Source organism: Methanoculleus chikugoensis (assembly GCF_019669965.1).
GTDB lineage: Archaea > Halobacteriota > Methanomicrobia > Methanomicrobiales > Methanoculleaceae > Methanoculleus > Methanoculleus chikugoensis.
Genome location: NZ_AP019781.1, coordinates 2,013,390 through 2,037,530, shown reverse-complemented (window position 1 = coordinate 2,037,530; position 24,141 = coordinate 2,013,390). Strand labels below are relative to the sequence as shown.

20 protein-coding genes are annotated in these 24,141 nt (G+C 50.3%); 6 read left to right on the top strand and 14 right to left on the bottom strand.

All coding sequences use genetic code 11. The features are described from left to right. The first annotated feature begins 209 nt into the window (after positions 1 to 209). Positions 210 to 1,133, top strand: coding sequence for a hypothetical protein (locus MchiMG62_RS10230; protein ID WP_221056869.1), 924 nt, complete (start codon positions 210 to 212; stop codon positions 1,131 to 1,133). A gap of 137 nt (positions 1,134 to 1,270) precedes the next feature. Here MchiMG62_RS10230 and MchiMG62_RS13250 read toward each other — a convergent pair whose 3' ends face one another. The 6 genes from MchiMG62_RS13250 to MchiMG62_RS10200 form a co-directional block, all read right to left on the bottom strand. Then, on the bottom strand, positions 1,271 to 1,492 hold the full coding sequence (locus MchiMG62_RS13250; protein ID WP_244987843.1) for a HepT-like ribonuclease domain-containing protein: 222 nt from the start codon (positions 1,490 to 1,492) through the stop codon (positions 1,271 to 1,273). Between the two features lie 128 nt (positions 1,493 to 1,620). Next, positions 1,621 to 1,941: a nucleotidyltransferase family protein gene (locus tag MchiMG62_RS10220; RefSeq protein WP_221056868.1), complete on the bottom strand. Its 321-nt coding sequence runs from the start codon at positions 1,939 to 1,941 to the stop codon at positions 1,621 to 1,623. A gap of 7 nt (positions 1,942 to 1,948) precedes the next feature. Further along, complete coding sequence (locus MchiMG62_RS10215) at positions 1,949 to 2,230, bottom strand: HIT family protein (RefSeq protein ID WP_221058753.1); 282 nt, start codon at positions 2,228 to 2,230, stop codon at positions 1,949 to 1,951. A 62-nt stretch (positions 2,231 to 2,292) separates the two neighbouring features. Further along, a complete protein-coding gene (locus MchiMG62_RS10210) occupies positions 2,293 to 2,523 on the bottom strand; it encodes a DUF3368 domain-containing protein (protein ID WP_221056867.1) in 231 nt (76 codons plus the stop codon). Beyond that, positions 2,520 to 2,885 carry a PIN domain-containing protein gene (locus MchiMG62_RS10205; RefSeq protein ID WP_221056866.1) on the bottom strand — a complete coding sequence of 122 codons (366 nt, stop codon included), beginning with the start codon at positions 2,883 to 2,885 and terminating at the stop codon, positions 2,520 to 2,522. The genes MchiMG62_RS10210 and MchiMG62_RS10205 overlap by 4 nt, the downstream gene beginning before the upstream one ends. Next, a complete protein-coding gene (locus MchiMG62_RS10200) occupies positions 2,836 to 3,093 on the bottom strand; it encodes a UPF0175 family protein (protein WP_221056865.1) in 258 nt (85 codons plus the stop codon). The genes MchiMG62_RS10205 and MchiMG62_RS10200 overlap by 50 nt, the downstream gene beginning before the upstream one ends. Before the next feature lie 25 nt (positions 3,094 to 3,118). Between MchiMG62_RS10200 and MchiMG62_RS10195 the strand changes: the two genes are divergently transcribed. Both MchiMG62_RS10195 and MchiMG62_RS10190 read left to right on the top strand, forming a co-directional pair. Then, positions 3,119 to 3,424, top strand: a complete 306-nt coding sequence (locus tag MchiMG62_RS10195; protein ID WP_221056864.1) for a hypothetical protein — start codon at positions 3,119 to 3,121, stop codon at positions 3,422 to 3,424. A gap of 122 nt (positions 3,425 to 3,546) precedes the next feature. Further along, the gene (locus tag MchiMG62_RS10190; protein ID WP_221056863.1) at positions 3,547 to 4,734 is read left to right on the top strand and encodes an RNA-guided endonuclease InsQ/TnpB family protein; all 1,188 of its coding nucleotides are present in this window, start codon (positions 3,547 to 3,549) and stop codon (positions 4,732 to 4,734) included. A gap of 322 nt (positions 4,735 to 5,056) precedes the next feature. Here the strand turns inward: MchiMG62_RS10190 and MchiMG62_RS10185 are convergent, their stop codons facing one another. Both MchiMG62_RS10185 and MchiMG62_RS10180 read right to left on the bottom strand, forming a co-directional pair. Further along, positions 5,057 to 5,485, bottom strand: a complete 429-nt coding sequence (locus MchiMG62_RS10185; protein WP_221056862.1) for a DUF365 domain-containing protein — start codon at positions 5,483 to 5,485, stop codon at positions 5,057 to 5,059. 3 nt (positions 5,486 to 5,488) lie between these two features. After that, positions 5,489 to 5,938 carry an EVE domain-containing protein gene (locus tag MchiMG62_RS10180; protein WP_221056861.1) on the bottom strand — a complete coding sequence of 150 codons (450 nt, stop codon included), beginning with the start codon at positions 5,936 to 5,938 and terminating at the stop codon, positions 5,489 to 5,491. A 159-nt stretch (positions 5,939 to 6,097) separates the two neighbouring features. On the opposite strand from MchiMG62_RS10180, the gene MchiMG62_RS10175 reads away from it, so the two are divergent. Then, entirely contained in the window at positions 6,098 to 7,978 is a 1,881-nt protein-coding gene (locus MchiMG62_RS10175) for a DUF8451 domain-containing protein (RefSeq protein ID WP_221056860.1), read from the top strand. 787 nt (positions 7,979 to 8,765) lie between these two features. On the opposite strand, the gene MchiMG62_RS10170 is transcribed toward MchiMG62_RS10175, so the two are convergent. Continuing rightward, positions 8,766 to 9,143: an HIT family protein gene (locus MchiMG62_RS10170; protein WP_221056859.1), complete on the bottom strand. Its 378-nt coding sequence runs from the start codon at positions 9,141 to 9,143 to the stop codon at positions 8,766 to 8,768. Between the two features lie 128 nt (positions 9,144 to 9,271). Between MchiMG62_RS10170 and MchiMG62_RS10165 the strand changes: the two genes are divergently transcribed. Beyond that, the gene (locus tag MchiMG62_RS10165; RefSeq protein WP_221056858.1) at positions 9,272 to 9,994 is read left to right on the top strand and encodes a hypothetical protein; all 723 of its coding nucleotides are present in this window, start codon (positions 9,272 to 9,274) and stop codon (positions 9,992 to 9,994) included. A gap of 103 nt (positions 9,995 to 10,097) precedes the next feature. Here MchiMG62_RS10165 and brxL read toward each other — a convergent pair whose 3' ends face one another. From brxL to MchiMG62_RS10140, 5 genes are all read right to left on the bottom strand, one after another. Next, positions 10,098 to 11,600 (bottom strand): BREX system Lon protease-like protein BrxL, encoded by a 1,503-nt coding sequence (gene brxL / locus MchiMG62_RS10160; protein ID WP_221056857.1) that lies wholly within the window; start codon positions 11,598 to 11,600, stop codon positions 10,098 to 10,100. A gap of 18 nt (positions 11,601 to 11,618) precedes the next feature. Further along, on the bottom strand, positions 11,619 to 14,099 hold the full coding sequence (gene pglZ, locus MchiMG62_RS10155) for a BREX-4 system phosphatase PglZ (protein WP_221056856.1): 2,481 nt from the start codon (positions 14,097 to 14,099) through the stop codon (positions 11,619 to 11,621). Beyond that, positions 14,092 to 18,720: a fibronectin type III domain-containing protein gene (locus MchiMG62_RS10150; protein ID WP_221056855.1), complete on the bottom strand. Its 4,629-nt coding sequence runs from the start codon at positions 18,718 to 18,720 to the stop codon at positions 14,092 to 14,094. The genes pglZ and MchiMG62_RS10150 overlap by 8 nt, the downstream gene beginning before the upstream one ends. A 38-nt stretch (positions 18,721 to 18,758) precedes the next feature. Beyond that, positions 18,759 to 19,211, bottom strand: a complete 453-nt coding sequence (locus MchiMG62_RS10145; protein ID WP_221056854.1) for a hypothetical protein — start codon at positions 19,209 to 19,211, stop codon at positions 18,759 to 18,761. 356 nt (positions 19,212 to 19,567) lie between these two features. Next, on the bottom strand, positions 19,568 to 21,886 hold the full coding sequence (locus MchiMG62_RS10140) for a phosphoadenosine phosphosulfate reductase domain-containing protein (protein WP_221056853.1): 2,319 nt from the start codon (positions 21,884 to 21,886) through the stop codon (positions 19,568 to 19,570). Positions 21,887 to 21,996: 110 nt separating this feature from the next. Between MchiMG62_RS10140 and MchiMG62_RS10135 the strand changes: the two genes are divergently transcribed. Next, entirely contained in the window at positions 21,997 to 24,117 is a 2,121-nt protein-coding gene (locus MchiMG62_RS10135) for a WD40 domain-containing protein (RefSeq protein WP_221056852.1), read from the top strand. Positions 24,118 to 24,141 lie beyond the last annotated feature (24 nt).

Genomic DNA, 24,141 nt, shown 5'->3' with positions numbered 1-24,141 from the left:
TATTTTAAACAGAGGGCTTATCCAGTTCTTGAATAGAATAATCTCACTCTACTGGGGCTTTCAAATGCTGCATAATTCTCGCCTGGCTCGCTTGTGAACGCATTTGGGCTCCCGCTCCTCTTCCTCCTGCAAATAGCCCCACGAGAAACCTTGCACTATGTTTTTAAGCACCGGGGTCCAGTAGCGTCTCGTATTCCGGTGAGCGAGCCATGGGGAGCATCGAGTTCGATCATGCGTACTACATCAAGCTGGGAGAGAAGGGGAAGTGGGAGCGGTCAAGCATCGAGGAAGGAAAGATGCGGATCGGCTGGACCAACGTCGCCCTCGAGGATCTCCGCCGGGAGAGGTGGGAGCTCATCGAGAGGGCGATCCGGCATAAGGTGAAGAATCCCGGTTCTGCTACCCACGATCTCAACTCCCTCCGGACGATCCACGGCTCGAACCACGGCGACGTCTGGATCACGTTCTCCGACTCGAAGCTCTGGTGGTGCCGGCTCGAGGACGGCCCGATCCTCGAAGACGGGGTATCCAAATACCGCCTGACCGACGGCGGCTGGCACGATAGGAGCCTGCAGGGGAAGGTGCTGCTCGTGAACACGCTGCCCGGCAATATTGCGCAACTGCAGGCCTTCCGGGCCACATCCTGCACGGTCGGGCCGCTCGACATCCTCAGACGCCTGATCAACGGCGAGGATACGCCCGAGTATGCCGCGGTCGTCGAAGCACGGGAGGAGCTTGTCTGCCGGGCCGAGGCCCTGGTCCGGCATCTGCACTGGAAGGACTTCGAGGTGCTCGTCGATCTCGTCTTTTCCGGGGCGGGCTGGCGTCGGCGGAGCGTCGTCGGCAAGACGATGAAGTTTGCGGACATCGAGTTCGAGGACCGGATCAACAACGAGTCCTACCAGGTCCAGGTGAAGTCGCGGTCGACCCTTGCCGAGTTTCGTGAGTATGCGGATCAGTTCAACCGGGACGAGTTCAGGAGACTCTTCTACGTCGTCCACTCCCCCGACGACACCCTGGCGGCGTACGAGGTGCCCGCGGACTCGGGGGTGGTGCTGGTCTCTCCCCGGCGGCTCGCCGCGATGGTCGTGGATGCGGGGCTGGTCGGGTGGGTGCTGGAGAAGACGGTATGAGCGGCAAGAGGGGATGACTTCCTCTCCCCTCGATCCGCCTCGCGCTTGTGAGGGGGTGTTCCAGGTTTTACCCGGGGCCACCCTCTATCCGCAGGAGACTCGGAGCCACGGCGGTCAGTTCCCGGACGATAGAACGGTTATTCCGTTTCCTCTTCTGGGATATCGAGTTCCGTGAGAATGGTCCGCACTCCCTGTTCCAGGGCAGGAACCTCGTTCTGGATGATGTTCCAGACGATCCTCCAGTCGACCTCGAAGTAAGCATGGATGAGCTTGTCCCGGGAACCGGCAATCAACCGCCAGGGGATCTCCGGGTGTTGTTCTTTCAGGGGCCCAGAGATGTTCTTGGTCGCCTCTCCGATGATCTCGATTGAGCGGACGACAGCACGCTGCCGTATCGGATCCGCAAGCAGGTCCGTTATATGTCAGTCCTTTACCGATCTCGCGGAGAAATGCGATCTCGCCATGGATATGCCGGAGGTAGAGGGTGTCACGCTTCACACCAGATGACCTCCTGTTCGACATACGGCCGAAGGTGCCGGCTGAGCCCCTGTTCGGTGACGAGGTCCACACGGCGGCAAAAGAGGTCCTCGAGGTAGAACGCGAGTTCCATGAAGTTCCGGAACGTCGCCTGCCCCGGTGCGAACTCGACCAGCACATCGACATCGCTCTCCGGCCGGTCTTCGCCCCGGGCGGTCGATCCGAAGATGCCGATCTTCTCCACGCCGAACCGTTCACGGAGTAGCGGGAGCACTTCTTCGAGCCGGGCGACGAAGACGCTCTTCCCCCCCTGGCGGATCGGGTCTGTCATGCGGGTTCTACTCGCCTCCCGATCGTACCTGGGGGCGAGGAGATGATGAAGATTGCCCCGGGGGAGGCGAGGAGATGACTGAGCGTTCTCCCGTCCGTCGGTTCGGTTGTCCGGCATACCGGGGGATGACGTGGAGGTGCATCACCGCCTGGCCGGCGGCGGGGCCCACGTTGACGCCGACGTTGTAGCCGTCGGGACGGAACTGTTCGTCGAGGAGGGTTTTCGCCTCGCGGACGAGGGCGAGGAGGGCGGTGAGTTCTGCGTCGGTCGCGTCGAAGAGGGTGGGGATGTGGCGGTAGGAGTGTTCCGATCCGAACTTCGTCCGTGCCGGTGAGGTATTCGATCTCCGGTTTACTCTTCCTTCTCCATCTCAAGAACACGCCTGTAGAGGGCATCATGGATCCGGAAGTTCCCCTGCTCCCGCAACCGGTTCATCTCTTCTGCAAGTGATGCGACCAGCCCTTCACGCTTTGCCTGGATTAAGAGGCCGATGATACCGGTGACCGGAAGGTCATAGAGCCCTGCTACGCGGCGGGCCTCGGCCTCGTCAAGGAGGAGCACGTCGGGCCTCGGCCTCGTCAAGGAGGAGCACGTCGGGCCTCGGCCTCGTCAAGGAGGAGCACGTCGGGCCTGACCTCGATGGCAAGGACGATGCTCTCTGCTTCGCCGGGGTGGAGTTCCTGTTTTAGCAGGCGCACCAGAGCCCTGTTGGAGGGCTCAACCACGCGCAGCCATCCTGACTCACGGGCTTCCCGGATCTCGGTTGTACCCGGACGATCGCCGCCCTGTTCCACGACCTCCTGCCAGACCGCAGGAGGAATGACTACTTCTGAAAAACGCTGGAGCAGGCTGATACGACCGATCAGTGAGAGGTGGATGAGCGGCGAAGAATTGCTAACTGCGAGCGGCATAAGCGATGTCCCGGTCGAGGTTCTCGTCGGCATAGTGCCGGGGAATCTTCCGTGCCCCGAGCAGTTCCTCCCACTCCCACCGGGTCATCTCCGCCAGCGCCGCCGCCTTCCCGGAGGAGAGGATGCCCCGCTGGTAGAGCGCCACAGCAAGCTCCCGCTGCAGTTCGGCGGCAACGGCGTCGGGAGGGAGCCGGAGCGCCTGGACGATGTCCTGGGGGACGGTGATGGTAATATCGGTCATAGCCGCTTCACCTGATGAATAAGGGATGGGAGGGAGAACCGATAAATATGGTGGTGAGCGGGGGGCGGAGAGATCCTTCCCGGTCGATGGCGTATTGTCGGATGTATCCAATCTTGTGATAGTGAAGATAACCACAACATCGATATTGACCCTATTATGGTTGATCCTTATGGATCGCGAGAGGTATTTTCATTACCCGATAAAATGTCCTCATTGCGGTGAATACAATATCGGTGGGGGACTTTTCTGTGGTGGATGCGGAAACCTTATCCACATACCACGAATTCTGACGTACCTTGAAAAATTCATCGAATTTAACTTTCGGGGGTGAAGGGGGCGGAGCGGGAAGTCCCCGGTCTTCAGGCCGGGGATGAAAGCGGAGCCCCCTTCCCAATTCACTTTCACCCCGCATGGATAACGTCTATCTCGTCCTCCAACGTATTTACAGCGTCGATGCTCCTCTCCTACAAGTACCGGGCGTATCCCGGCGCAACCACCGAGACACGGCTGAACAGTGCGCTCGATACCTGTAGGTGGCTCTACAACACACTTCTCGAAGAATGTACTACCGCGCGGGAGCACGGGATCACTCCGACGATGCGAGGAACACAGGCGCGGATCGTCACGCTGAAAGAGGAGAATCCATTTCTGAAGGGCGTGTATTCCAAGGTGCTCCAGATGGTGAATTATACCCTCTGGAGTAACATCGCCGCTCTCTCCCAAACAAAGAAGAGGGGACGGAAGATCGGCAAACTCCGGTTCAAGAGCGCATGCCGGTATCGGACGCTCAACTACAACCAGTCCGGGTTCAAGATCGACCGGGAACATAGTTCGATTACGTTCTCGAAGATCGGAGCGATTCCGTTCACAATGCACCGCCCGTACGCTGGCACGGTGAAGGGCGTCCTGATCACCCGTCGCGGGGATCGATGGTACGTGATCGTTCAGGCAGAGCAGGAGGTCTCCGAACCGAAGAGAGAGGGACGATCGGTCGGGATCGATCTCGGTCTGAGCTCGTTTGCAGTCGATAGCGATGGTGCAGTGATCGAGAATCCCCGGTTCTCTGAGCACTCACTTGACCGGATCAAGAAGTTACACCAGAGTATTGCCCGGAAACAACGGTTCTCGAAAAACTGGAAGAAGGCAAAAGGGAAACTGGAGAAGGCGTATGAACATATCACGAACCAGAAGAACGATTTCCTGCACAAACTTTCGCGTCGGTACGTTGATACCTATGCAACGATCTGTGTTGAAGACCTGAATATCAAGTATCTGAAAGAGAACGGCAACTCTCCGGGACTACACAGGAGCATTCACGATGCTTCATGGGGACGATTCTATTTTTATCTATCGTACAAGGCTGAAAGTGCTGGTACCAATCTCATCAAAGTCGATCCCCGGAATACATCGCAGATATGCTCGAACTGTGGAAGCATCGTGAAAAAGAGCCTCTCTGAGAGAGTTCATGAATGCCCATATTGTGGGTTTGTTGCGGATCGAGATTACAATGCTGCGGTGAATATTCACCGCGTGGGGATGGAACAGCCCTTTGAGCCTGTGGAGATGATACCGCTACATCACATTGCTGTGATGCAAGTGTTGTCTATGAAGCAGGAAGCCACGCCCTTCAGGGCGGGGTAGTTCACGGCTCCACAAACTGTTCATAAAACCGAAAACATCGAGAGCATCTTTGCCTGCGAGTTCGAACGACAACCCTTTGGTTATCGCTATACGGCCATGCACCGTGTGGGAACCGGCGATCTCGCTATCAGGTTTTGTGGATGCTCAACTTGCGAGCGCTTGCAAGGCGAGATTGCGGACTATTTTGCTGCATTTGAGGCAGCATACAACTCCGTGCAGCCTCATAAAAAACTCGCCAAGGAATAGGCCCTAGAGGTGTGGGATCAGGAGAGTGCAGCTGGTCTCGGTCCAGCATATCGATTCGGGATATTGCCCATAAATTTTACGCCCGCAGATACCTTCCCCCGACCGGCACAAACCGCTCCGGCTTCTTCACCGTATCGTACTTCCGGATACCCTCAAGTTCGAGGGCCATCCAGGGCCGCTTTCGGGGCGCCTCCTTCCTGACCCGGATCCCCCGCCACCGTTCCTGGCTCGCGACGTAGGCTTTTGCCTCCTCTTTCGTCAGGAAGACCGCATCCCCGAAGGTCTCGAAGAACGCGAGGGGGTCGTCGTCGATGACGATCCGCTTGATCGTCGCCTCCCCGACGTAGCCGGTATCCTCGTGGGACTGGTAGAAGACGAGTTTCATGCCGCTCCGGAGTTCCTTGAAGACGGTGGCGGGCTTGATGAAGACGGTCTTTTTGTCCTTGAAGAACCGGGGCATGAGATGTTTTGGGACGGGGAAGGTGACGCCGGTGATCTCGGACATCGGTTACGCCTCCACTCCTGCCCGCCTGAGGATGAGCCGGTAGTCCTCATCCGGGATCTCGCGCATGGCTATCCTGAGGTGGCCGCTCCACATCGTCTTGTTCGTGATGAATGTGAGGTCTTGAATCAGCGGCTTGAACTCAAGGGGTTCGGCAAAGACTGCGACCGGCCGGACCTTCATGCGGTAGGGGAAGACCTCGTCGCCCATCTGCGGCGGGGTGACGAAGAGGCGGGAGTGGTCTATGTAGGGCTCGGAGACGATCTCGTAGGCGCTGGTTATCGCGGAGGGGAGGATCGTGTCGTCCTCTTTCTCCTGCCGGACGTATACGAGGATGGTGTCGCCGGGCTTCACCCGCTGCATGAGGGTTTTGTTCCGTTTTGGAACTCCCCAGATGTGCTTCGCATCGAGGATCTTCTGGTTGTCCCGGTTGGAGGAGGCGATCCAGTGGGTCATAGTAGGAGATTCAGGCACCCATATGAAAAGCCTTTTGAAGCCGGTGGATAATTGTATTTGTAAAGAGGAAATCTCTAACAGAGATCCTATTTTAATGATTGAGGACTTTTTGGAGGGTATGGCCACGGTAAAACTCGCTCTGGTGGGAAACGGCTGCGCATGAGCAGGGACTTCTTTGATCTGGCGTCGTTGCAGGAGGGCTTTGACGTCGAGTTGAAGACTGCACGGGGGAAGAGCGGCAAGGGAGAACTCCCCGGCTCATTCTGGGAGACGTATTCTGCGATGGCGAATACGGAAGGTGGTTATATTATCCTCGGCGCGGAAGAAACACGGAACGGCGTTCTCTTCCATGACCTGCCCGATCGCCAGAAGATCATACAGGACATCTGGAATTCCCTGAATAACCCAAATAAGGTGAGTGTCAACCTCCTCCAGAACCGGGACATTACACCAGTCCATGTTGAGGAGAAGACAGTGGTACTTGTTCGGATACCTCAAGCTTCTCGGAAACAGCGCCCGGTATACATCGGGCAGAACCCCTTGATGGGAACATACCGGCGCAATAACGAGGGGGACTACCGGTGTCCGCCTGACCTTGTGAAGCAGATGCTTGGTGAGCAGGCGAACGACACCCGCGATGCTGTTATCCTGGAATACTATGGTCTTGACGATCTTGATAGAGAGTCGTTTCGGATCTACCGGCAGCAGTTCTCCAATCGCAAGCCGGATCACCCGTTCAATGAGTGCAACGACCCGGAGTTCCTCCGGCAGATTGGTGGATGGGCACGGGATCGACAGACCGGAAAGGAGGCGCTCACGCTCGCAGGGCTGCTGATGTTCGGGAAGTTCCGATCGATCCTCGATGCTGTTCCCACATACATCGTGGACTATCAGGAGCGGGAGACGCCCGAAACCCGCTGGGTCGATCGGGTCACACTTGATGGGTCGTGGTCGGGGAATCTGTATGATTTTTACCGCATTGTCATGAAGCGACTCTCAAGCGACCTGAAGGTGCCTTTTCAACTGAAAGGCGACGAGAGAGTCGAAGAGACCCCGGTTCATGAGGCCCTGCGTGAAGCGCTTGTAAACACCCTGATTCATGCTGATTATTCGGGTAGTTGCTCAATTCTTGTCGTGAAACGCCCTGACCTGTTCGGGTTCCGGAACCCCGGCCTGATGAGGGTACCGAAGGCCGAAGCGATCAGGGGGGGCGTGAGCGATTGCCGGAACCGGAACCTCCAGAAGATGTTTCAGTTGATCGGCCTTGGTGAGCAGGCGGGGTCGGGATTCCTGAAGATCTACCGGAACTGGCAGCTCCAGCACTGGCGCGAGCCGGTGCTTGAGGAACGGCACGAGAGTAACCAGACGGTCTTCATCCTCAAGATGATCAGTCTTGTGCCGGAGAAGGCTGTCGATGACCTGAAGGCCGAACTCGGCGAATCGTTCAGTAAACTTGGTGAGATCGAGCGGCTGGCTCTCCTGACTGCCCACTGTGAGGGGTGCGTGAACCACGGGCGGTTGAAGGAGGTGACGAAAGCACACCCTCACGACATCACCGTTGCTCTCCACAGTCTGGTCGAAAAAGGACTGCTGATAAGCGAAGGTTCAGGCAGAAACACCTTCTACTACCGGCCAGGCCGCCACCCGATGGGAGATGAAATGTTCGGAGCCGGGGGGATTTGTTCGAAGTCGAACTCCGAACATTTGATCGAGAGCTCCGAACATTTGGTCACAAGCTCCGAACATTTGCCGAGGAACTCCGAACATTTGGATACATTGCGTGAGATTGCGGAACCGGTCAGATCTCTGCGGAAAGCACCCAAAGAAGTCGTTGAAGCAACGATTCTCCAGCTCTGCAAGGAGGATTTCCTGACCCTCGATGAGCTGGCGGATCTGCTGAACCGCAGGAAGGACTCGCTCCGGAACCACTACATCAATCCTATGCTGGAAGACGGCAGAATTGAGGCAAAATACAAGAATATCCGCAATCATCCCCGCCAGGGATACCGGACGGTGGCCCTGACGGAGAACGTGGAGTGACGGTGGTCTGCCGCCGGCACCACGATCGTCTCTGGCACACTGGACGATAACTCTCGCACGAGAGGGAGCCGCGATCGTCGTCCGGGGCGAGGGCGACGATCCCCCACGCTCCCGGCAGGATCCTACGAGGTTCGCGGCAACCCCGGCGGGATATACCGGGCGATGCTGGATCGAGTCGCGCCCGGCCCGTGGTCGTTTCGGGCCGGCTGGATGAAAGGGTGAGCGCGACCTCTACCGGATCGCCGACTGCGCCTATACGGAGGCGCTGCTGCACCCCGGCTGGTCGGTGGAGACCGTTCTTCCCCCGCTACCGGTGGTGAAGGGGGTCCCAGGGTGGAACACCGGGCAGATGTCCATCTTTTCCGCGAGTACTGGTGCCAGGCGGAGTTGAAATAGTGCCACCGCCTGTGGCACAAACGACGGGGAGTCGTCTGCGCCGGAAAGCGGCGGCGTTCCATTCTCGGGAACGAGAAGGCACCGGCACTCCAGGCATGACCGGAACCCCGCTGCCGAGATCAGGAACCAGTTCAGTGCGGTCATCGGCGATTGCAGGGTGCTCCCTGACGTCCAATCGCCACGGCGATCGACGGCATGGTGCCTCTACCCCGGGTCTACGCGAGGACTATGCAGCGGTCTTGATCGTTGCCTTCAGCCCGGAGGTGAACGCCTCCATCGAGTCCAGGTCTTTGAACCCGGCGAGGATCACCTTCCCCGACGTGAAGATGAGAGCAGTCCCTGCGTCGCCCCGGTAGACTTGGCCGTCCGGCGTACATCGGTCGGGGCATCCTCAATACACCCTCTTCTCCGGGACCGCCCCCCTGACCCCGCCCCGGGGGTCGTCCACGTCGCCAGCGTAGCGGGGGATGACGTGGACGTGGAGGTGCATCACCGTCTGGCCGGCGGCTGCTCGCACGTTCACGCCGATGTTGTAGCCGTCGGGATGGAATTGTTCGTCGAGGAGGGTTTTTGCCTCCCGGACGAGGGCGAGGAGGGCGGCATGCTCCGCGTCGGTCGCGGCGAAGAAGTCGGGGATGTGGCGGTAGGGGATGAGGAGGAGGTGGCCGGGGCTGACGGGATATTTATCATAGCGGGCGTAGCAGAGATCGTTTGCGAGGATGATCTCGTCTTCTGCGGGGTTGCAGAACGGGCAGGTCAGGGGGTCCATGCCGCGTACCCCCGGACTTGGATGATATTCCTGTAGCCAAATTAGGCCCCATAGAGATCGTCACGTTTCACTCCCGCTTATAGTGATATACTTTTAAACTCCTTTGCTCTATGCATTATAGAGCGTTTATGGATGATAGTTACCTTGTCTCGATTAATAAACTTCAGGAAATTATCGATACTCTCTATCCTATACTACTCAACAATAATCTTGACGAGAAGCGAGAGAACCTCGATGCCATTAACGGTTCGATAACTCAGTTAGAGTCGAAAAAAATTCCTGTTCCTGACGATCTATATCAGATGCAGAAAGATCTCAGAATTGAGATCAGCAGGATGGAAAGTGCTAAAGAAACTTTGCTGTACCTTTCATCGACGTTTTCTCAATTCCAGTCACAACTTGAACCATTATTGAAAGTCACTACTCCGTTGCGGCCACGCTCTGGGAAGAGAATAATATCACCCGCGAATAAGTTGAGTAAAGGCCCTCTAGAGAGTCCTAATGAGAGGCCCATTCGTGAGAAGATTCAGGGCTTCACATTTACGGGCAAAGATTATAGTGTCGATACCTGGATTGATTTCTATATGGGAGTGTGTGGGTTATTGTACAAAGAGCACTCCGATGTATTTGATCGCGTTCTTACATTAAAGGGTGCAAAACGCCCTTATTTTGCAAAAGATCCAGCGATACTCTGGATGCCAAAAAAAATTCCGGGAACAGATATGTTTTTAGAATCACACCTTAATGCGATGATGTTGAGAAACAACGCCATAAAGTTGATTAAACTGTTCGGTTACACAGAAGAAGATCTCCAAATCAGAGTTACGCAGATCATTCGCCAAAAGAATTAGAGTGCATACCCAAAATGCCAAACGCACTCCGTGATGGCTGATCTGACAATCATCCACTTTGTTTTGAGATTGTAATACCGCTCCCGTCAGTGCGGTTGGTATCCTATACCTTTTTGACTACAACTTCCGGCATATCTTCTGGGAACTCTTCATCTAACCTGTGCAATTGTTCTCGGATGATTGTCCGCATCCTTAACGCCGGCTCAAAACAATACGTCTCAAAATCATTCACATCAATCTCATTAACTGAGCGTACCTGTGGGTATAACAGTTTCAAGAATCCTGACGCAATTCGGGTTACTGCCGTAACATCTCGTTTATCAGCATCCTTGGGCACATCGAGATACGCATCAACGACCGCAGCAGGAGTTGTGTCACTTCTAAGCCCATGCATTACCTCAGAGAAGAACTCCGAGTTGAGCGCATACCCCTTTCCAATGCTCCCTACCTTTATCCTGGGCAACTTCCACCCTTCGATAAATCCATGGAACCGATCGAGGAACGCCCCTTCCTGCATAAAGTTCGGCAGTGAGTCGAAATAGTTGTTACTTATTGGCCGGCCGCTCTCTGAAATGGGAATATTGCCGAGTATTATAAAGCCTGCATCTGCCTGTGCGCTGTACGAGGCTACGTTATACGCTCCCGACTCTAAATAGCCCTTTAAGGCACCAATTACCTCTTCGGGATTGCTGCCAAACTTTATTGATTGAATTTCATCAAGAGCCACGTAGTCGAACCGCGTGATAAGCCCCCGGCGCTTTTTGCTGATATCGTAGAATAACTGAGCTCTGCTTACAGAGCCCCCGCTGATTAGCCAGCCGTATTTGCTCAACCTCCCGAATACGTAGGATTTTCCGGTTCCTTTTGGGGCGAGTTCTATGAGATTGACCCTCGGCTGAACAAACGGCAGAAGCCGCGATATCATCCTCATCTTCTGAGATGTATCCTCGAAACTGTGGGGATCATACTCCATGTTCTTCAGAAGGAAATCGATCCATTCGATCGTTGATGAAAATCTGGAGCGAGCCTTTCGATAATAATCCAGATTGGCCTGATACGGGCGGAATGGAGTAAATTCCTTAAGAACGATTCTCCCATCTTTCTTTCTGCTTTCTGGTTGGTTGTATACGAGTTCTCCAACTCCCCACATGCCACCGTTCAGCAATTCTGGTGATTTATCGAGAATGATTGGGTCTACCATACCCTCTTTTCCGGTCACATCTAAGATCGGTATCTCTAGATACTCTTCTCCAGATTGGATATTGGGCGTAACTCTAAAATCAGCGAGGATCGTTACCCGTGCGCGATCTGACATCAGGCGATGCTTGATCTCTTCTGCTCTACTTTTATCTGGGAGGTAATTATCGAGGAAGCGCTGCAATGCAAGCGTATCCAGTTGGTTCCCTGAGGAAAACTTTGAGATCAACCAGTCCGATACGAAGGAGGGCAAGGCTCGAGATGAAAGAAGGCCCGTCTTCGTTAGGCGCTTATTGACAGACTCTCCGGGGAATAGTTCTCGGATCTTTTTGTCTAACTCGTCAGGAGCGTACTCGCGAGGCTCGCTAGTCTCATCAAATGTCATTGTTTCAGGTATTTTTTCTTCCATACTCTGACCGCCTCTCTATCATAATTTGAAGACCTGATCAAACCCTGTAACTGTAGATCCCGAAGCATACTCTACAGAGCAGGTTGCTTGCATTGATTTATTGAAAGTGATATCAAGCGTATTCTCGCCCGGCTTAAAGCCTAACTCTTCAACTACTGCAACTGGAATTTTGATGGAGGTTTTCACTATCCACTCTGGTGGAATTAGTTTTCGTACTCCTCTGTTTATTCTGATGGTTACTGACTCAATTTGGATGCCTGCTGTTCCACTGACCCGTAATACGATCTCGGGATCGAGAGCCGAATACGAGTTTCTTTCTGCCTTTACGGTTATTGGATCTGAAGACGTATCAGTTCCAGGTGGCGCGATCAGCAGAGCGAGGGCAAGAGTTTCTTCAGGCATCGCGCCCCCGTGGGCCTCTCCTTGAGGCGATGTCTCTCCATAGTTATCGTAACTCAGAGAGACAGCATAAGATGCTGTTTTCTCGAGAACACAGTGGGTTCTTCCATCCTCGTTCAAGTGACCTCCTTTAAATGTTCCACAACGTCCTCCATGCTCCTTTTTAACCCCTTTTATAGATCTTGCCCTCCCTTTACGTGCGAATGCTGTTGAACCGTGATCTGATACGATCCAGATCGGCTTGTCTTTATGCCACTGATGAATTCTCTCAACAATTTGCTCTAGTATTTCAAGTTCCTCGAAAATAGTTCTAGGGTACTGATAATGTTTATGGATTAATCCGTCAAAATCTCGGTATTCTTTCACAGGATCTAAGAGCGGGAAGTGAGCCGTATCGCTTGGAAGTTGAGAAAATATTGGCTGAATTGATGTGATCTTCCACTCTTTCCTCTCAAAAAGAACCCTTATGACATTGTGCCATTCATAACCTACTCCGTCTAAGAAAATATATCCGTCAGCATCAATCTGGGCCTTAAATGATGTATCGTTATGTTGAGGAATTTTCCCGATGGAGAGTGCTCCAAGTGTATCTTTCCACTCACCAAAGTACTGATGCTGCATCTCCTCCAGCCTTTTTGTCGGGGCATCATAGACTAACTTCGCACGAATGTACTGTGCAAAATACTGATTGGCGAAGCCCTGTGGATCATCCTTGATTGAAACTTCTTTCTCAAGAGCATTCCCAATGGCAGGTTCGATGTATGCTGCAAACGCCGGCCAGCATTCTTCGATGACCGGGAATAATTCATTTGGAAACCCAGATTGCTCTCTCATTAGGAGCGAGACGACTTCTACTATTGCTTGACGCTCGAAGGGGAAGATCCCTGTTGTATGTTCGACTATCTTCCTGTAATCGGCTCCCTGGCGCTCTTTCCACTCTGCGTAATTCTGTTCAAAAGTTAAAATTCCCGTGTTGAATAACGGCTTCTTAAACCTCTTTAACAGTTTTGCTCGATCTTTCAGGCTTTGAGCGTCGATCTCGCTGGATATTCCGATGTTGTACGCATAGTCGAGTAATTGTTCAGGGTCTTCCACCTCTTTTACAAGTCTTTCCGGGAATGGTGATGAGAGAGATCGTTTTTTAGCCTCATTTAACCAGAACCACCTCTGCACACGCATTTCGATTCGAATCGAGTCTTCCCAATACTTGGTAATGTCCTCCTCAAGGTTGTCTGTACTCCCGAGAATCGTCGTGACAATCTTGCTCCACGAATTTTTACGGCAGTCTGTGTGGAGGTTGCTGAATATAACATTCCAGATTGTTGCGTCTGGCTCAATCGTGAAAGATGTGGGGTCGATATTCTGGTAGTACGAGAGGTAATCCTTTTGGTTCTCAACGATCCGTTTGTTCACTTTCGGGACTGATATGTCAGTATCCTTAATCGCTTCGATGATGCGTTTGTTCTGTATTATCAGGTTATTTTTGTCTGCTATCTCGCCAGTTTCCCATAATTTTATCCATCCTTTTAGGGTGGTAATAACCTCATGTCCCTCTGTTGGGACCATTCCTGTCTCGTCGAGAATTATTTCGATCGCCGGATCTTGATCTTTTGCAGGTGAGTCGTACGAGAACACTTCTGCCATCCTATCCTGATGGGGAAATTCTGCAAAGAATCTCTGGTAACTGAATGAATAATCCAGCATTGGAGCAATTATCGGTGAAAACTCCGCCTGTACGATACTTGTAAATATTTGGTCAATTAACGGCGGGTTATGAGGTTTGCACACCCGGATGTACTCTGTTATGGGTAAAACAACCACAGGTTCCTTACTGTGCTCGCTGAGAAGAGCGTTGAGCCACTTCCTGATCTGATAGCAAGAGATCTCTTCTTTATCTCCAAATACTTCCGATAGTGTTCGGATTTCCCAGGGGGATTCTTGAATGAACCGTTTATACTCCTGTTTAGAATCGAAAAAGATGATCGAAGCGGGATATCGGAAAGTACTTGTATATTGTGCCACTCCTTCATGGTATTTTTGGTGAAGCCTTTGAGCGAGCTCGTCAAATGATGAAACGTGGATGAATACCGATTCATTCATCCGCGAGTTCCTCCAAGAAATTTTTCACCCTGATAAGTAACTTTTTATCTTCTGATTCGTGACCACCCAGTTTACCATTCTCTGTGATTGTCGAGATGACTCCTTTTAAACTGGTAATGAACAGTTTGCTATTTGTCTCTATGAGCGTCTTTGTCGTTCCTTCCCATGCGTGTATGTCAATAGAAACCGATGGCGTGAAGGATATCGCTTCTCCACTTCCCCGATGTGCACCCTCGCTGTTCCATGCAATCAAGTCGTAGTAGTATATATGTCTCGGAAGGACGGAATCATCTGTAAATCTGTTTTGTTTGGGGTTGAAGGACTTCAAGATCTCTAGACTTCCGGGACTGTCACCCCTTCGGAGGTCGTAGTTCCGAATTGCATATTCGTCCCCGAGCAACTCCCAGGTGATTTGAGCGTATCCCCCTTTTTCTACTACTGATAGTTTAATTGGAGGCAGCTCTGGGAGAATCCTGACCGACCCAGCACTCACACATGCGCTCTCCCCGGCCTTGTTTCGTGAGGATATGGTGTACGAATACACGATACCAGGCCGGACCTTTTGATCGAACCAGGAGGTCTCCTCTGACGGCCCGACATGAACTACAGATGTCACTCCAGAGCCATCATTCCGATAGATGCAGTACTCTTCCACACCATCTCTTGCATTTTCGGGGTGAGACCAGGTCACCCTGATATGGTCCTTTTCGGAGACAACAGACGCTTTTTGTGGCGGGGGAGGGGGTGTGGTGACGAGGAGTTTTGCAGGTGTCGATACACTCCACTGCCCCTTTTTCCCGGCGGAGTTAACTGCTAAAATCCGATAATAATACTTCTTTCCTTGTTCGACATCGTAATCCTGGCGAGAGTTGGTGTTGTAAGGGATCTGCTCGATTTGATTGAAGTCTCTCGGTGATTCTCCACGGGATAACTCATAATATTTTATTTCGTATGTGCTATCAGGGCTCTCCCATGAGATCTCGATGTACTCTTCCTCACTGTGTATCCTGAGCGGCAGTTGGGGTGGAGGAGGAAGAATTTTCTGCATTACCTCGACACTGGGTTCGCTCTTTCCGGCTGGATTCTCAGCGATGATGCGATAGTAATATGTCTTGCCTGCTGCTGCTCCCGAATCGCAATAACGTGTCGAATCAGCAAGTTTTTTTGAAAGGATCTGGAATGCATCAGTGCTCTCTCCGCGCTCTATATGGTAGAACGTTGGAAGAGGGGAGTCTGACTGTGGCATATCCCAGACTATTACTACGCCTTCTGGCTCAAGGGAGGAGTGAACATTCTGTGGGGTCTCAGGAGGCTCGGTCGACCTGTTAAGGAGCGCTAGCACATCGGCAATTCTCTGTTCCTGCCATGTCCATATATCCTCTTTAACTTCGTTTTTCAATGCCTGCGTCAGGCTTTCCACGGAGGGGTATGCTAAGAGGAGCCGGGGATAGTGCAGACTGAGATATGCTTTCATCCCATCGCTCACCGATTTCTGTGAGAAACAGTAATTCCAGACCGATGTGCTCTTTTGGTATTCTATCTCCTGGATCTTGTCAAGCATTGACTGGATTTGAGACTCGCTTATGTCTTTATCTGTGTTTGTCTCAAGGAGGAGGCTATTCAGAGAGTTGATGAGGTCGCGTAACAATTGCTTCTGTGGCTCTTGGTACGCATAGGGTATTGTCCAGAGCGGCAGACTGTAGAATGAGTTGATGCGCTCACGGATCTTAAACGTCACTTCGGGTAATGTTGTCTTGCCCTCACCTTCCAGGGCAAAAATTTCACGCAGTTTTTTTGCGAGTTTATTCTCTAGAATGCTGCCATAGCGAATCTTACGATCATTATTTTTATTCTTAATGACGTCATTGATTGCTTCAATTATTTTAGTTGCGTCTTTACTTGGGGTCTGATTACCTGTTAAGACCTCCAGACGTGATTCAGATGCGAATTCTGCAAGCGCATATGCGATGATCAGTGACTCCATCCATCCACAGAGACCATATGGTGGACGCTCGAGTTCTAGCGCTTCGATCATGACTCTGACCGAGATCCAGTTCCCGTTATGTTTCACTACGTATTGCCGGATCTTTGTAACGATCTCATAGATGGGTGAAGATTGAGTGTAACTTTCATCTCCTTTCAGGAGCAATTTAGGGTCGACAAGGATGTTGTCGCGATTATCCCGGAATAACTCCATTATTTTTTTGACGTAGTATGTTTTGTGCTCCTCAAAACATTTCCTTCCTAGGGTTTTTCCGTAAGAGTCGAAGATGTCTCTACTATTGATTTTGGGAGCTTTCCAGAACTCAGCATACTTGAGTGAGTCAAAACCACGGTTATAGATCTGACTGATATAAAGGCCGACTTCTGTACCAAAACCATCTGCTTTTGTAACCGTCGCTCCTCTGAAGAACAGCGATACTCTGGTAAGATCTGAGAGTAGCCTATCGTCCTCAGATTCAATCTGGCGCTTTGCCTCGTCCATTATGGAGCGATTCGCTCTTTTTTGGCCCAACACTTCTAAGGCGCATGCACCTATCCATTTTTCGTAGCGCTTCCTGTAACTCCCTTCGTAGAGCGCGAAAATTGCATTTTTATAGGTGCTGGAGAGACTGGTCAAGTCATGTCGTGCCAAGTCGTAGTCTGCTGGTTTCTCTGGTATTACTACGATCAGATTCAGTCTGCTACTAGCATCGAGTTCCTTGATCTTTTGTTTCTTCCTCGCTAGTCCTGCTCCAGACCAGACGGTTATATCCGCATGGCCATTTGCAATTCGGGGCTCATCAAGCAGGGCCTCCTTGATTTTTTGGGAGATCTTGGTCTGATTGTACTCCAGGAATTTTTCGAATGAGGAGTTTTTCAAGAGACTTTGTTTGGCTTTTTCAAGTTCCTCGTCATCATATCCCCCATAACGAGTCTTAAATATCTTTGAACCGGTCCTTTCATCATCAAAAGCCAGGAGAATAGGTTTTTCCACCAGACTCGTGAGTAAGGCATCGAGATCTGTGATATTCGTCATGACGAGCGCGTTGGAGATGTTTTTCTTGGTCGGCAGGAGAACGGGATCCTGGGTTTTTGCGTTCAGCATCTCCATGAGTACAACGGTTTTAAACACCTTCAGCGCGTCATCACCCATGTTCTTAGCGACTTCATAGTAGTGAGTAAAAGCGTTGAGAGGTTTTACCACATTTGCTTCAGTGAGTGAATCAAACTCGTAGTCAGCCAGGTCACTATAGAAGAAGTCGAAGACTTGATCTATCGTATACCATGACATGGACCCGTTCGAAGGTTCTTGCTCAAGGAATTTAGCGAATCCGAGTTTTTGACCGAAGGGTGTCTCGATCTCCGTTTTTGAATGGATCAACTGGAATATGCTTCGTTCTGCTGAACCTATCAGGTCGGCGAGCTTGCCTGCAACGTAGACTGAATAGAGGTGGAGCGGGATTGTCCGCTTGATAACCTGCTCATCGCGATGGTAAACCTCCCCGAAAACCTGACTGCAGACCGTGCTTATTTGACTATACTCTTTTGTGGTGAAACCCAGTTTAGAAAGAAAAGAGGAGAACCCACTCCGGTCGCTAACCCGAAGTGACTCTGCAATGAGGTGGTACGTAGTTATTTTATCCATCCGGATGTCAGCCACGACAAACCTATCGCTAATTTTTGCGAGGCTGTCTTCCAGGGCCTTATACTTGCCACGCAACGCTTCGGGGCTCTGGTGGCTGATTAAGTAGAGGTAGATGTTTGATGACGCCTTCTCAGCCCAGGTTTGAATCAATCCTAGCAGGTTTGCATCGTTATTCTTTCCAGCGGTGCTGAAGACTGTTGTAAATTCGTCCCAATATATGATAATACCGGCAATTGAAGGGTCAATCTTCTTGAGTTGTGCAAGAACAGCGTCATAATATCCGCTTGTGTCGCAATGACGCGGAGCGGGTACATCCAATTCATTGAAGAACCCTGTGATGGTTCTGATACCTTCTATATCGCTGTCGTCCAGAGCGTCTATCAATTCATCGGCTGACGAAAAATCGGAATTTTGCTGGATATAATTTTCTATCAGGTTAAGGTATTCTTCGCGTTTGGGATCTGCGACAAGTCCTTGAAGCCAGAGGGAATATTTTTCGAACTCGGTTTTTTCAGAGATCTGATCTGAATATCCAAATTTCTTTAGAGATCGTTCCAATGCGATCTGAAGGCGATACTCGAAGCTCTTAGCGTCGCTGACGTCACCAGAATCGCGCCCGGAAAGAATAACCGGGAAAAATCGGTGGTTTTGACGGAACTGATAGAGTGCACTTCCCGTCTCCTCCATATCCCGTTTTGCCTTTGTCAGCATATCTTGGATGGCAGAGAAGTCATCCCACAGCAGATGACTGAGCACTCCTGTAGCGTGGGATTTACCCACACCATACTTTCCGGTGAGGAGGATCCCTTTCCTCTCATTAATTCGCTGATCGGAAAAGATGAATGATATGTGCTCCAGTAATTCCTTATATGATCTGGTAAAAATAAACCGTTTCCAGAGCGATTCTTTATCGATATCTGACTCGAAGCTGAAGACATCTTTGAAGGCTGCATTGAGGTGTATGTAGTCAGAATACTTCGTGTCTGTTACCATAGTTATCCTGATCTTCACGCCAGGCGATAAATACGTTCTTATATCCATATCTTATTATAATAATTATTTAAAATGTTCTCAGGGGTTGCCGGAGGTAACAGTTCGATTAAATCGCTTCCTTTCTCTTCGAGGATTCGGATGAATTCGGGGTTGAGCCTGCTGGCTTGCACACATGCCTCTGTAAGCTGGTTATCGGTTATCTGGAAGAGGCGGCAAGGAGACAACTGGTGATCACTCTGAAGTTCGAAGGGATTGAGCCGGGTTTGACCCGTTTCCCGGCAGATGAAGGCGAGATCAACTATTAGGGCGTGAAGAGGTATCTTTTCTGGAGGCGCTGTCTTTACTATGCGCGCTTTGTTCGATTCCCTGAATATGGCACCTAAACCCCATTTTTCGCCTAACGGCGGGCGATGCAACGTCTCTAAAAGGGCGTTAATCGTGTTGAGGTCTGTTCTATTGGGTACTGCCATGTCCCTGTAGAGTGAGAGCATGCCCACGAGTTCCTTCTTCTGGTAGATCCACACGGAATGCAATAGGCATACCATTGTACCACTGGGAACCTGAACGAGAGATGAGCCCAGATCGTCAACCAAAGGATGGAATTGTCAGATTTACTACGCTGGATCATTACCTTGCCCAGGTTAGTTGGTCCACTTTTATCCCAGAGGCCAGCATCGATGAGCCACCGTGTAAACCCCTCAACCTGCCTGTTGCCAAGAGGAGAATTGACGTTCCAATCCTCCCGTGGGTTAAAAAGCGGTGAAACTACTCTTGACGTAGGCCAAAGTCTTTGTATCGGTTTATCCCTCTAATCATCTCATTGCCATGGACGCTGAGCTGCTTCCGTTCAATGAATTGTATCGGTAATATATCTCTTCACGATGTCTATTGCGGTTTCCGACTCTGAAAGATTGATATTATCTAGATTTCCTGAGAACTCAACATGAACCAGATCAGGATACTTTGATGCAAGTCTTACTAGTGCTGCTCTAATTGCATTATAATCTAAACAGAACGCCCAATGTGGAGTTACTTCTTTATTCGTAATTAATTCACTTGCGATGAGACGTTTGCGCTCATTCCGAGCGGCATAGCGGTAAATCGTGTATAGTATTGCTAAGTCTGGGGTCTCCTGGGGTGCTCCTTTTGAATAGATCTTTTCATTACCTCTCTTTGACTCAAATCCTTGATTCAATATATCTCCTATTGGGGATTTTGTTAATGTACCGATGAGAGAACTAGCGGCATTTGTGTCTGTTCGGTTGGGTGTGTCCTGTCCTCTGAATGATGCCATCAGATTGACTAACTCACTCTTTGAATAAGACCCCTCTGGCACATGGAGAGAGTACCAATTAACTAACGGGGAATTTTCTGATAAATTGCTCCAGATAACTGCCCACATGAAATTATCATTAATATCCGATAGTTCAACGAACAGATCCCCCAATTCAGTCGGCTTTTTGTCAAAGAGTCCTGCATCTTTTAACCAGTTCTTGAATCCACTTATCTGACAATTGCCTAGGTGAGAGGTTCTCTCGTTTTCCCAGTCATCGCCTTCGAGAAAATAAGACATCCACCTCTTCTCTAATCCAAAACCTTGATACCGGCTCATTCCCTTCCCTGTCATCATTTTCACCTTTTGGAAGCCAACATGCGATATTGATTTTGCAACCCAGCACCCTTTTTCGACATAATTAGCGCAGTTAAAGCAATTGGTGCATTTGTCTGTATCTATTTTCAGTCCACCGGAGATCGTCAACGCACTCGTAGGGCAGACCGCCTCACAGGCTTGGCAAGATATACAGTATTGAGATTTATTACTCAATTTTTTTATTAAGTTTATAAATTTTATGTTCTTACCCGCGCCTTTGATAATATATTTTGCCCCATTCTTTCGTGCCACCTGAGTGATAGGGTAGATCTCTCCTTCATATTTTATTTCACCCTGATTGTTATGCTTGACTATAGGTCCCAATATTTTTAACCAGGTCCAGAAATTCGGGCTATCTCTATCAGTTATTATAGTGAGATTCCCATCATCAACAATAAATTCCGCTCTATTGCCTCCATAGTCTAAATCAAGCCCTCCACTTCGGGATTTCCACCTCCCCTCAGAGATATAGTTATTGATATCAGGAATGTGGGAACTCTCAACATTTTGTTTGATGATAGTAAGATACGGTTCGACATCTTCTTCGAATAACCTTCTTGATAAATACTCGCCCCATGATGATGAATATGGACATATAATACATCCAACTCGCGAATAACCCCAGCGATACATTTGATTGAAGCTTAATTTTCGTAAAAACATGTATAGAAATACTTCAAGAGATGACCATTCTAAAATCGGGCTCACATTGATTTGAAGCATTTCTTTTGTGCCGAACTGTATGTTGTCGTACTTGCTTCTCCGCGCACTTTCCTCTGCTCTGATTCCATCGATTAATAATACCGTTGGTTTTTCCTGCCCCAGATACTCTTTAATTGTTTTTCTGATTGGTGCTGTTTTATAAACTGTGTGACACCAACGGTTAATTCTGCTCGGAGGACCGAGCTTACCCCAGAGTTCGGTTTGATCCCGCCCTAATCTCGCTTTTAGAACTTGAATTTTTGGGTTTTCATGATGAAATTGGTCAACAAAATCATATGTCATTTTACTCTCTAGTTGGGTATCAGCAAAAATGACAACGAAATTGGTTGAATTCAATGTTCTCTTAACTAAATCTGCAACAACAACAGAATCTTTCCCGCCGCTAAACGAGACAGTAACAATATCTACTTTGTCTTTGTATTTCTCGACCGTTGAGCGAATGAAATTCATTGAGTCGTGCGTGTAGAAGTGTATTTTATCGATGTTTTTCTCTAACACTTCATCAAGGTTTACCGGCTCGATATCTCGGATCTCAGTCAGGATCTCGAGATCCACATCCTCATAGAACCCTCCTCCATGAGCTATTGCAATCTTTTCCCCACGGTAATAATACGCTCTTCCTGCGGCCCAGAGCAACGGTCCTTCTACCCGAGGATACCTGAACCCTCTTGTGTTAAACCCCAGTAGATCCAGCTCTTCAAAAAACACTGGCCGAACCGATGCCTGGACGTCACCCTGTTCTGATGTCAGTAGTACCCCGTTTGTCTCTGTGTCCCATCGAATATTGTACATGCGATGTAATCCTCATATCCTCGTGGTGTGGCTTGTGTTGTACCCTTTTAGTGTTGATACGCTTTTTTCTTTTCGATGCGAATTTATACTACCCAAATAGGCGAAATGTTGTGATTATCGAACTGTATGCTATAAATACATCGAAGAGTATGTTATTTTTGTTAAAAATGACCTGTTTTGAACCTGATCTCAAAGGCGAAGTAACCTACCTGAAAGATTTTGAAATAGGCAAATCCATAATCGGGATCTCGGCAATATCAGGCAATGCAATGGCTCTTATCGCGCGGGATCGTGCGAATACCGATTACATCTATTTTTTGGAATGCCAGACTCCCCCTCACGATTGGTACGTTTCCATCTCCTGGAAGACAGACGAAAAACTCTTGTCCGTCCATCTTTCTGATGACGGTCTCCTCCTCTACACCTTATCTGAGTCCCGGCTATCCAGTTACGTCCCGGATCCGTTCGACGGCATCCTCCAGCGTAGGTGGACGATAGATCTTGCACATGGAGAGAAGCACTGTACTGCGATTCCGAATACCGGGGCTATGATCGCTCTAGGATCCAGTAACGGCACGGTTACAGTTTATCTGTCAGGCGGGACGAGAGCTTGGTCGACAGACCTCTCCTCGATCATTACTGCGCTGGCTTTTTCCAATTCCGGCGATCTTCTTGCCGTCGGATGCAGTACCGGTGATCTCCATATCTACACCGGACACGGTGACCCTGTTCTCACCCGGAAATTCGATAAAAGCATTTACTCACTTGCTTTTTCACCGGGTTGCACGAATATCGTTGTCGGTTTTGAGGATGGTACAACACAGATATTCGGCTCCGATCTTGGCGCTCCCCTAAAGACATCCACGTTCGTCTGTCCAGCGCGGCACGTTTCCTTCTCCAGATCCGGCGAAACTATCCTCATCTGCCTGGATAGAAAACTCGTGCTCATCGATCATTGCAATGTCGTTTGGGCTGGTCTCCCTACACGCGATCGTGAGTCTGCTCTCACATTACTCGGTGCGGCTCTCTCAGCAGACAGCTCATATTGCATCGCTACAATCAAGCGTGGAAATACCGCCGATTGCCTCAGGTTTTACTCGATCAAATTACCCCAAATGTTGATCAGGGAAGCAGAAGCGGAGGCCTGCATAAAGGAAGGGACCACACTATTTCAACGAAAGAAATACGTCGAAGCTTTTGACTGTTTTGTACGCGCTGAAAAACTCAGCGAACCTTCGCTGTTTACTGCATTCTGCAAGGGTGAATCGCTGTTTCACCTCGATGAACTGAAGAGAGCAAACGAATTCTATCGTGAGTGTCTGGGCTTTAACAATACGAACGCGAGATCAATAGATGCTTGCATAATGCGAGGCATCACCGCCCTCCGGCTGAACAACGAAGATCTCGCTTACGCTGCCTTCAGTGACGCTGAAAGGCTCTCCCCAAACGATTCAACAGCCCGATATCTGCTGACGCTTGTTCAGTATCGGAAAAGCAAGGGGGAGATGTCATGTCCCGCTCCGATTGACGATTATAGCGTGGACGGAATTCCTGTCAACCTGGCATCATTCATCCCATCGGTGGTACCGAATAAGTACAAGAAATGTTTCATCATGCCCTGCTATAGTGATGAAGCTGGTGAAATTCCGGAAAAAAAGATGTTCACCACGCAGGTCAGTAAGTCCATCGATACCGGATATAATGTCGGGAAAGGCGATGCCGGCTTAATTTACAATGTCGACTCGGATAGCCTTGTTGGAGTGTTTGAGGCTCACTCGTTCCCGCGCATCGGTCCCCTCATGCCCAGTTTCACGTCTGCTCGCGTAGGCAAATCGAGGAAAAATGTCCTCTCGATAGCAGTCGTGCCCGTGGGGTCGTTGCAGTCAATTCCGAACGCAAGATCGATTATTACCTCTCTCGGGCGAGAAGTCCTTGTTTCCCGCACCAGTGGAGCATTTATGGCTAAACCCGTCTTTGAAGGCGAAGACGCAGCACACATCTTATATCACTTTGGACTTGCTCCAAAGCCGGTCCCCTATCCACAGGTGGGAACTATTGTGAAGATCACTGGTGAGAGTTTCAAAGGTGCAGAAGCCATAGTCACTTCAATTGACCGTGAAAGGGGGAAGATTACTGTCGAATTATGCGACGTAGTTGTGGCAGTACCGATCGAACTGGATCGTGATATGGTTGAGTTGCCCGATGCAGATGAGCCGACTCACCGTAGTTGAAGATATGGTCAAAATGGCCTGAAC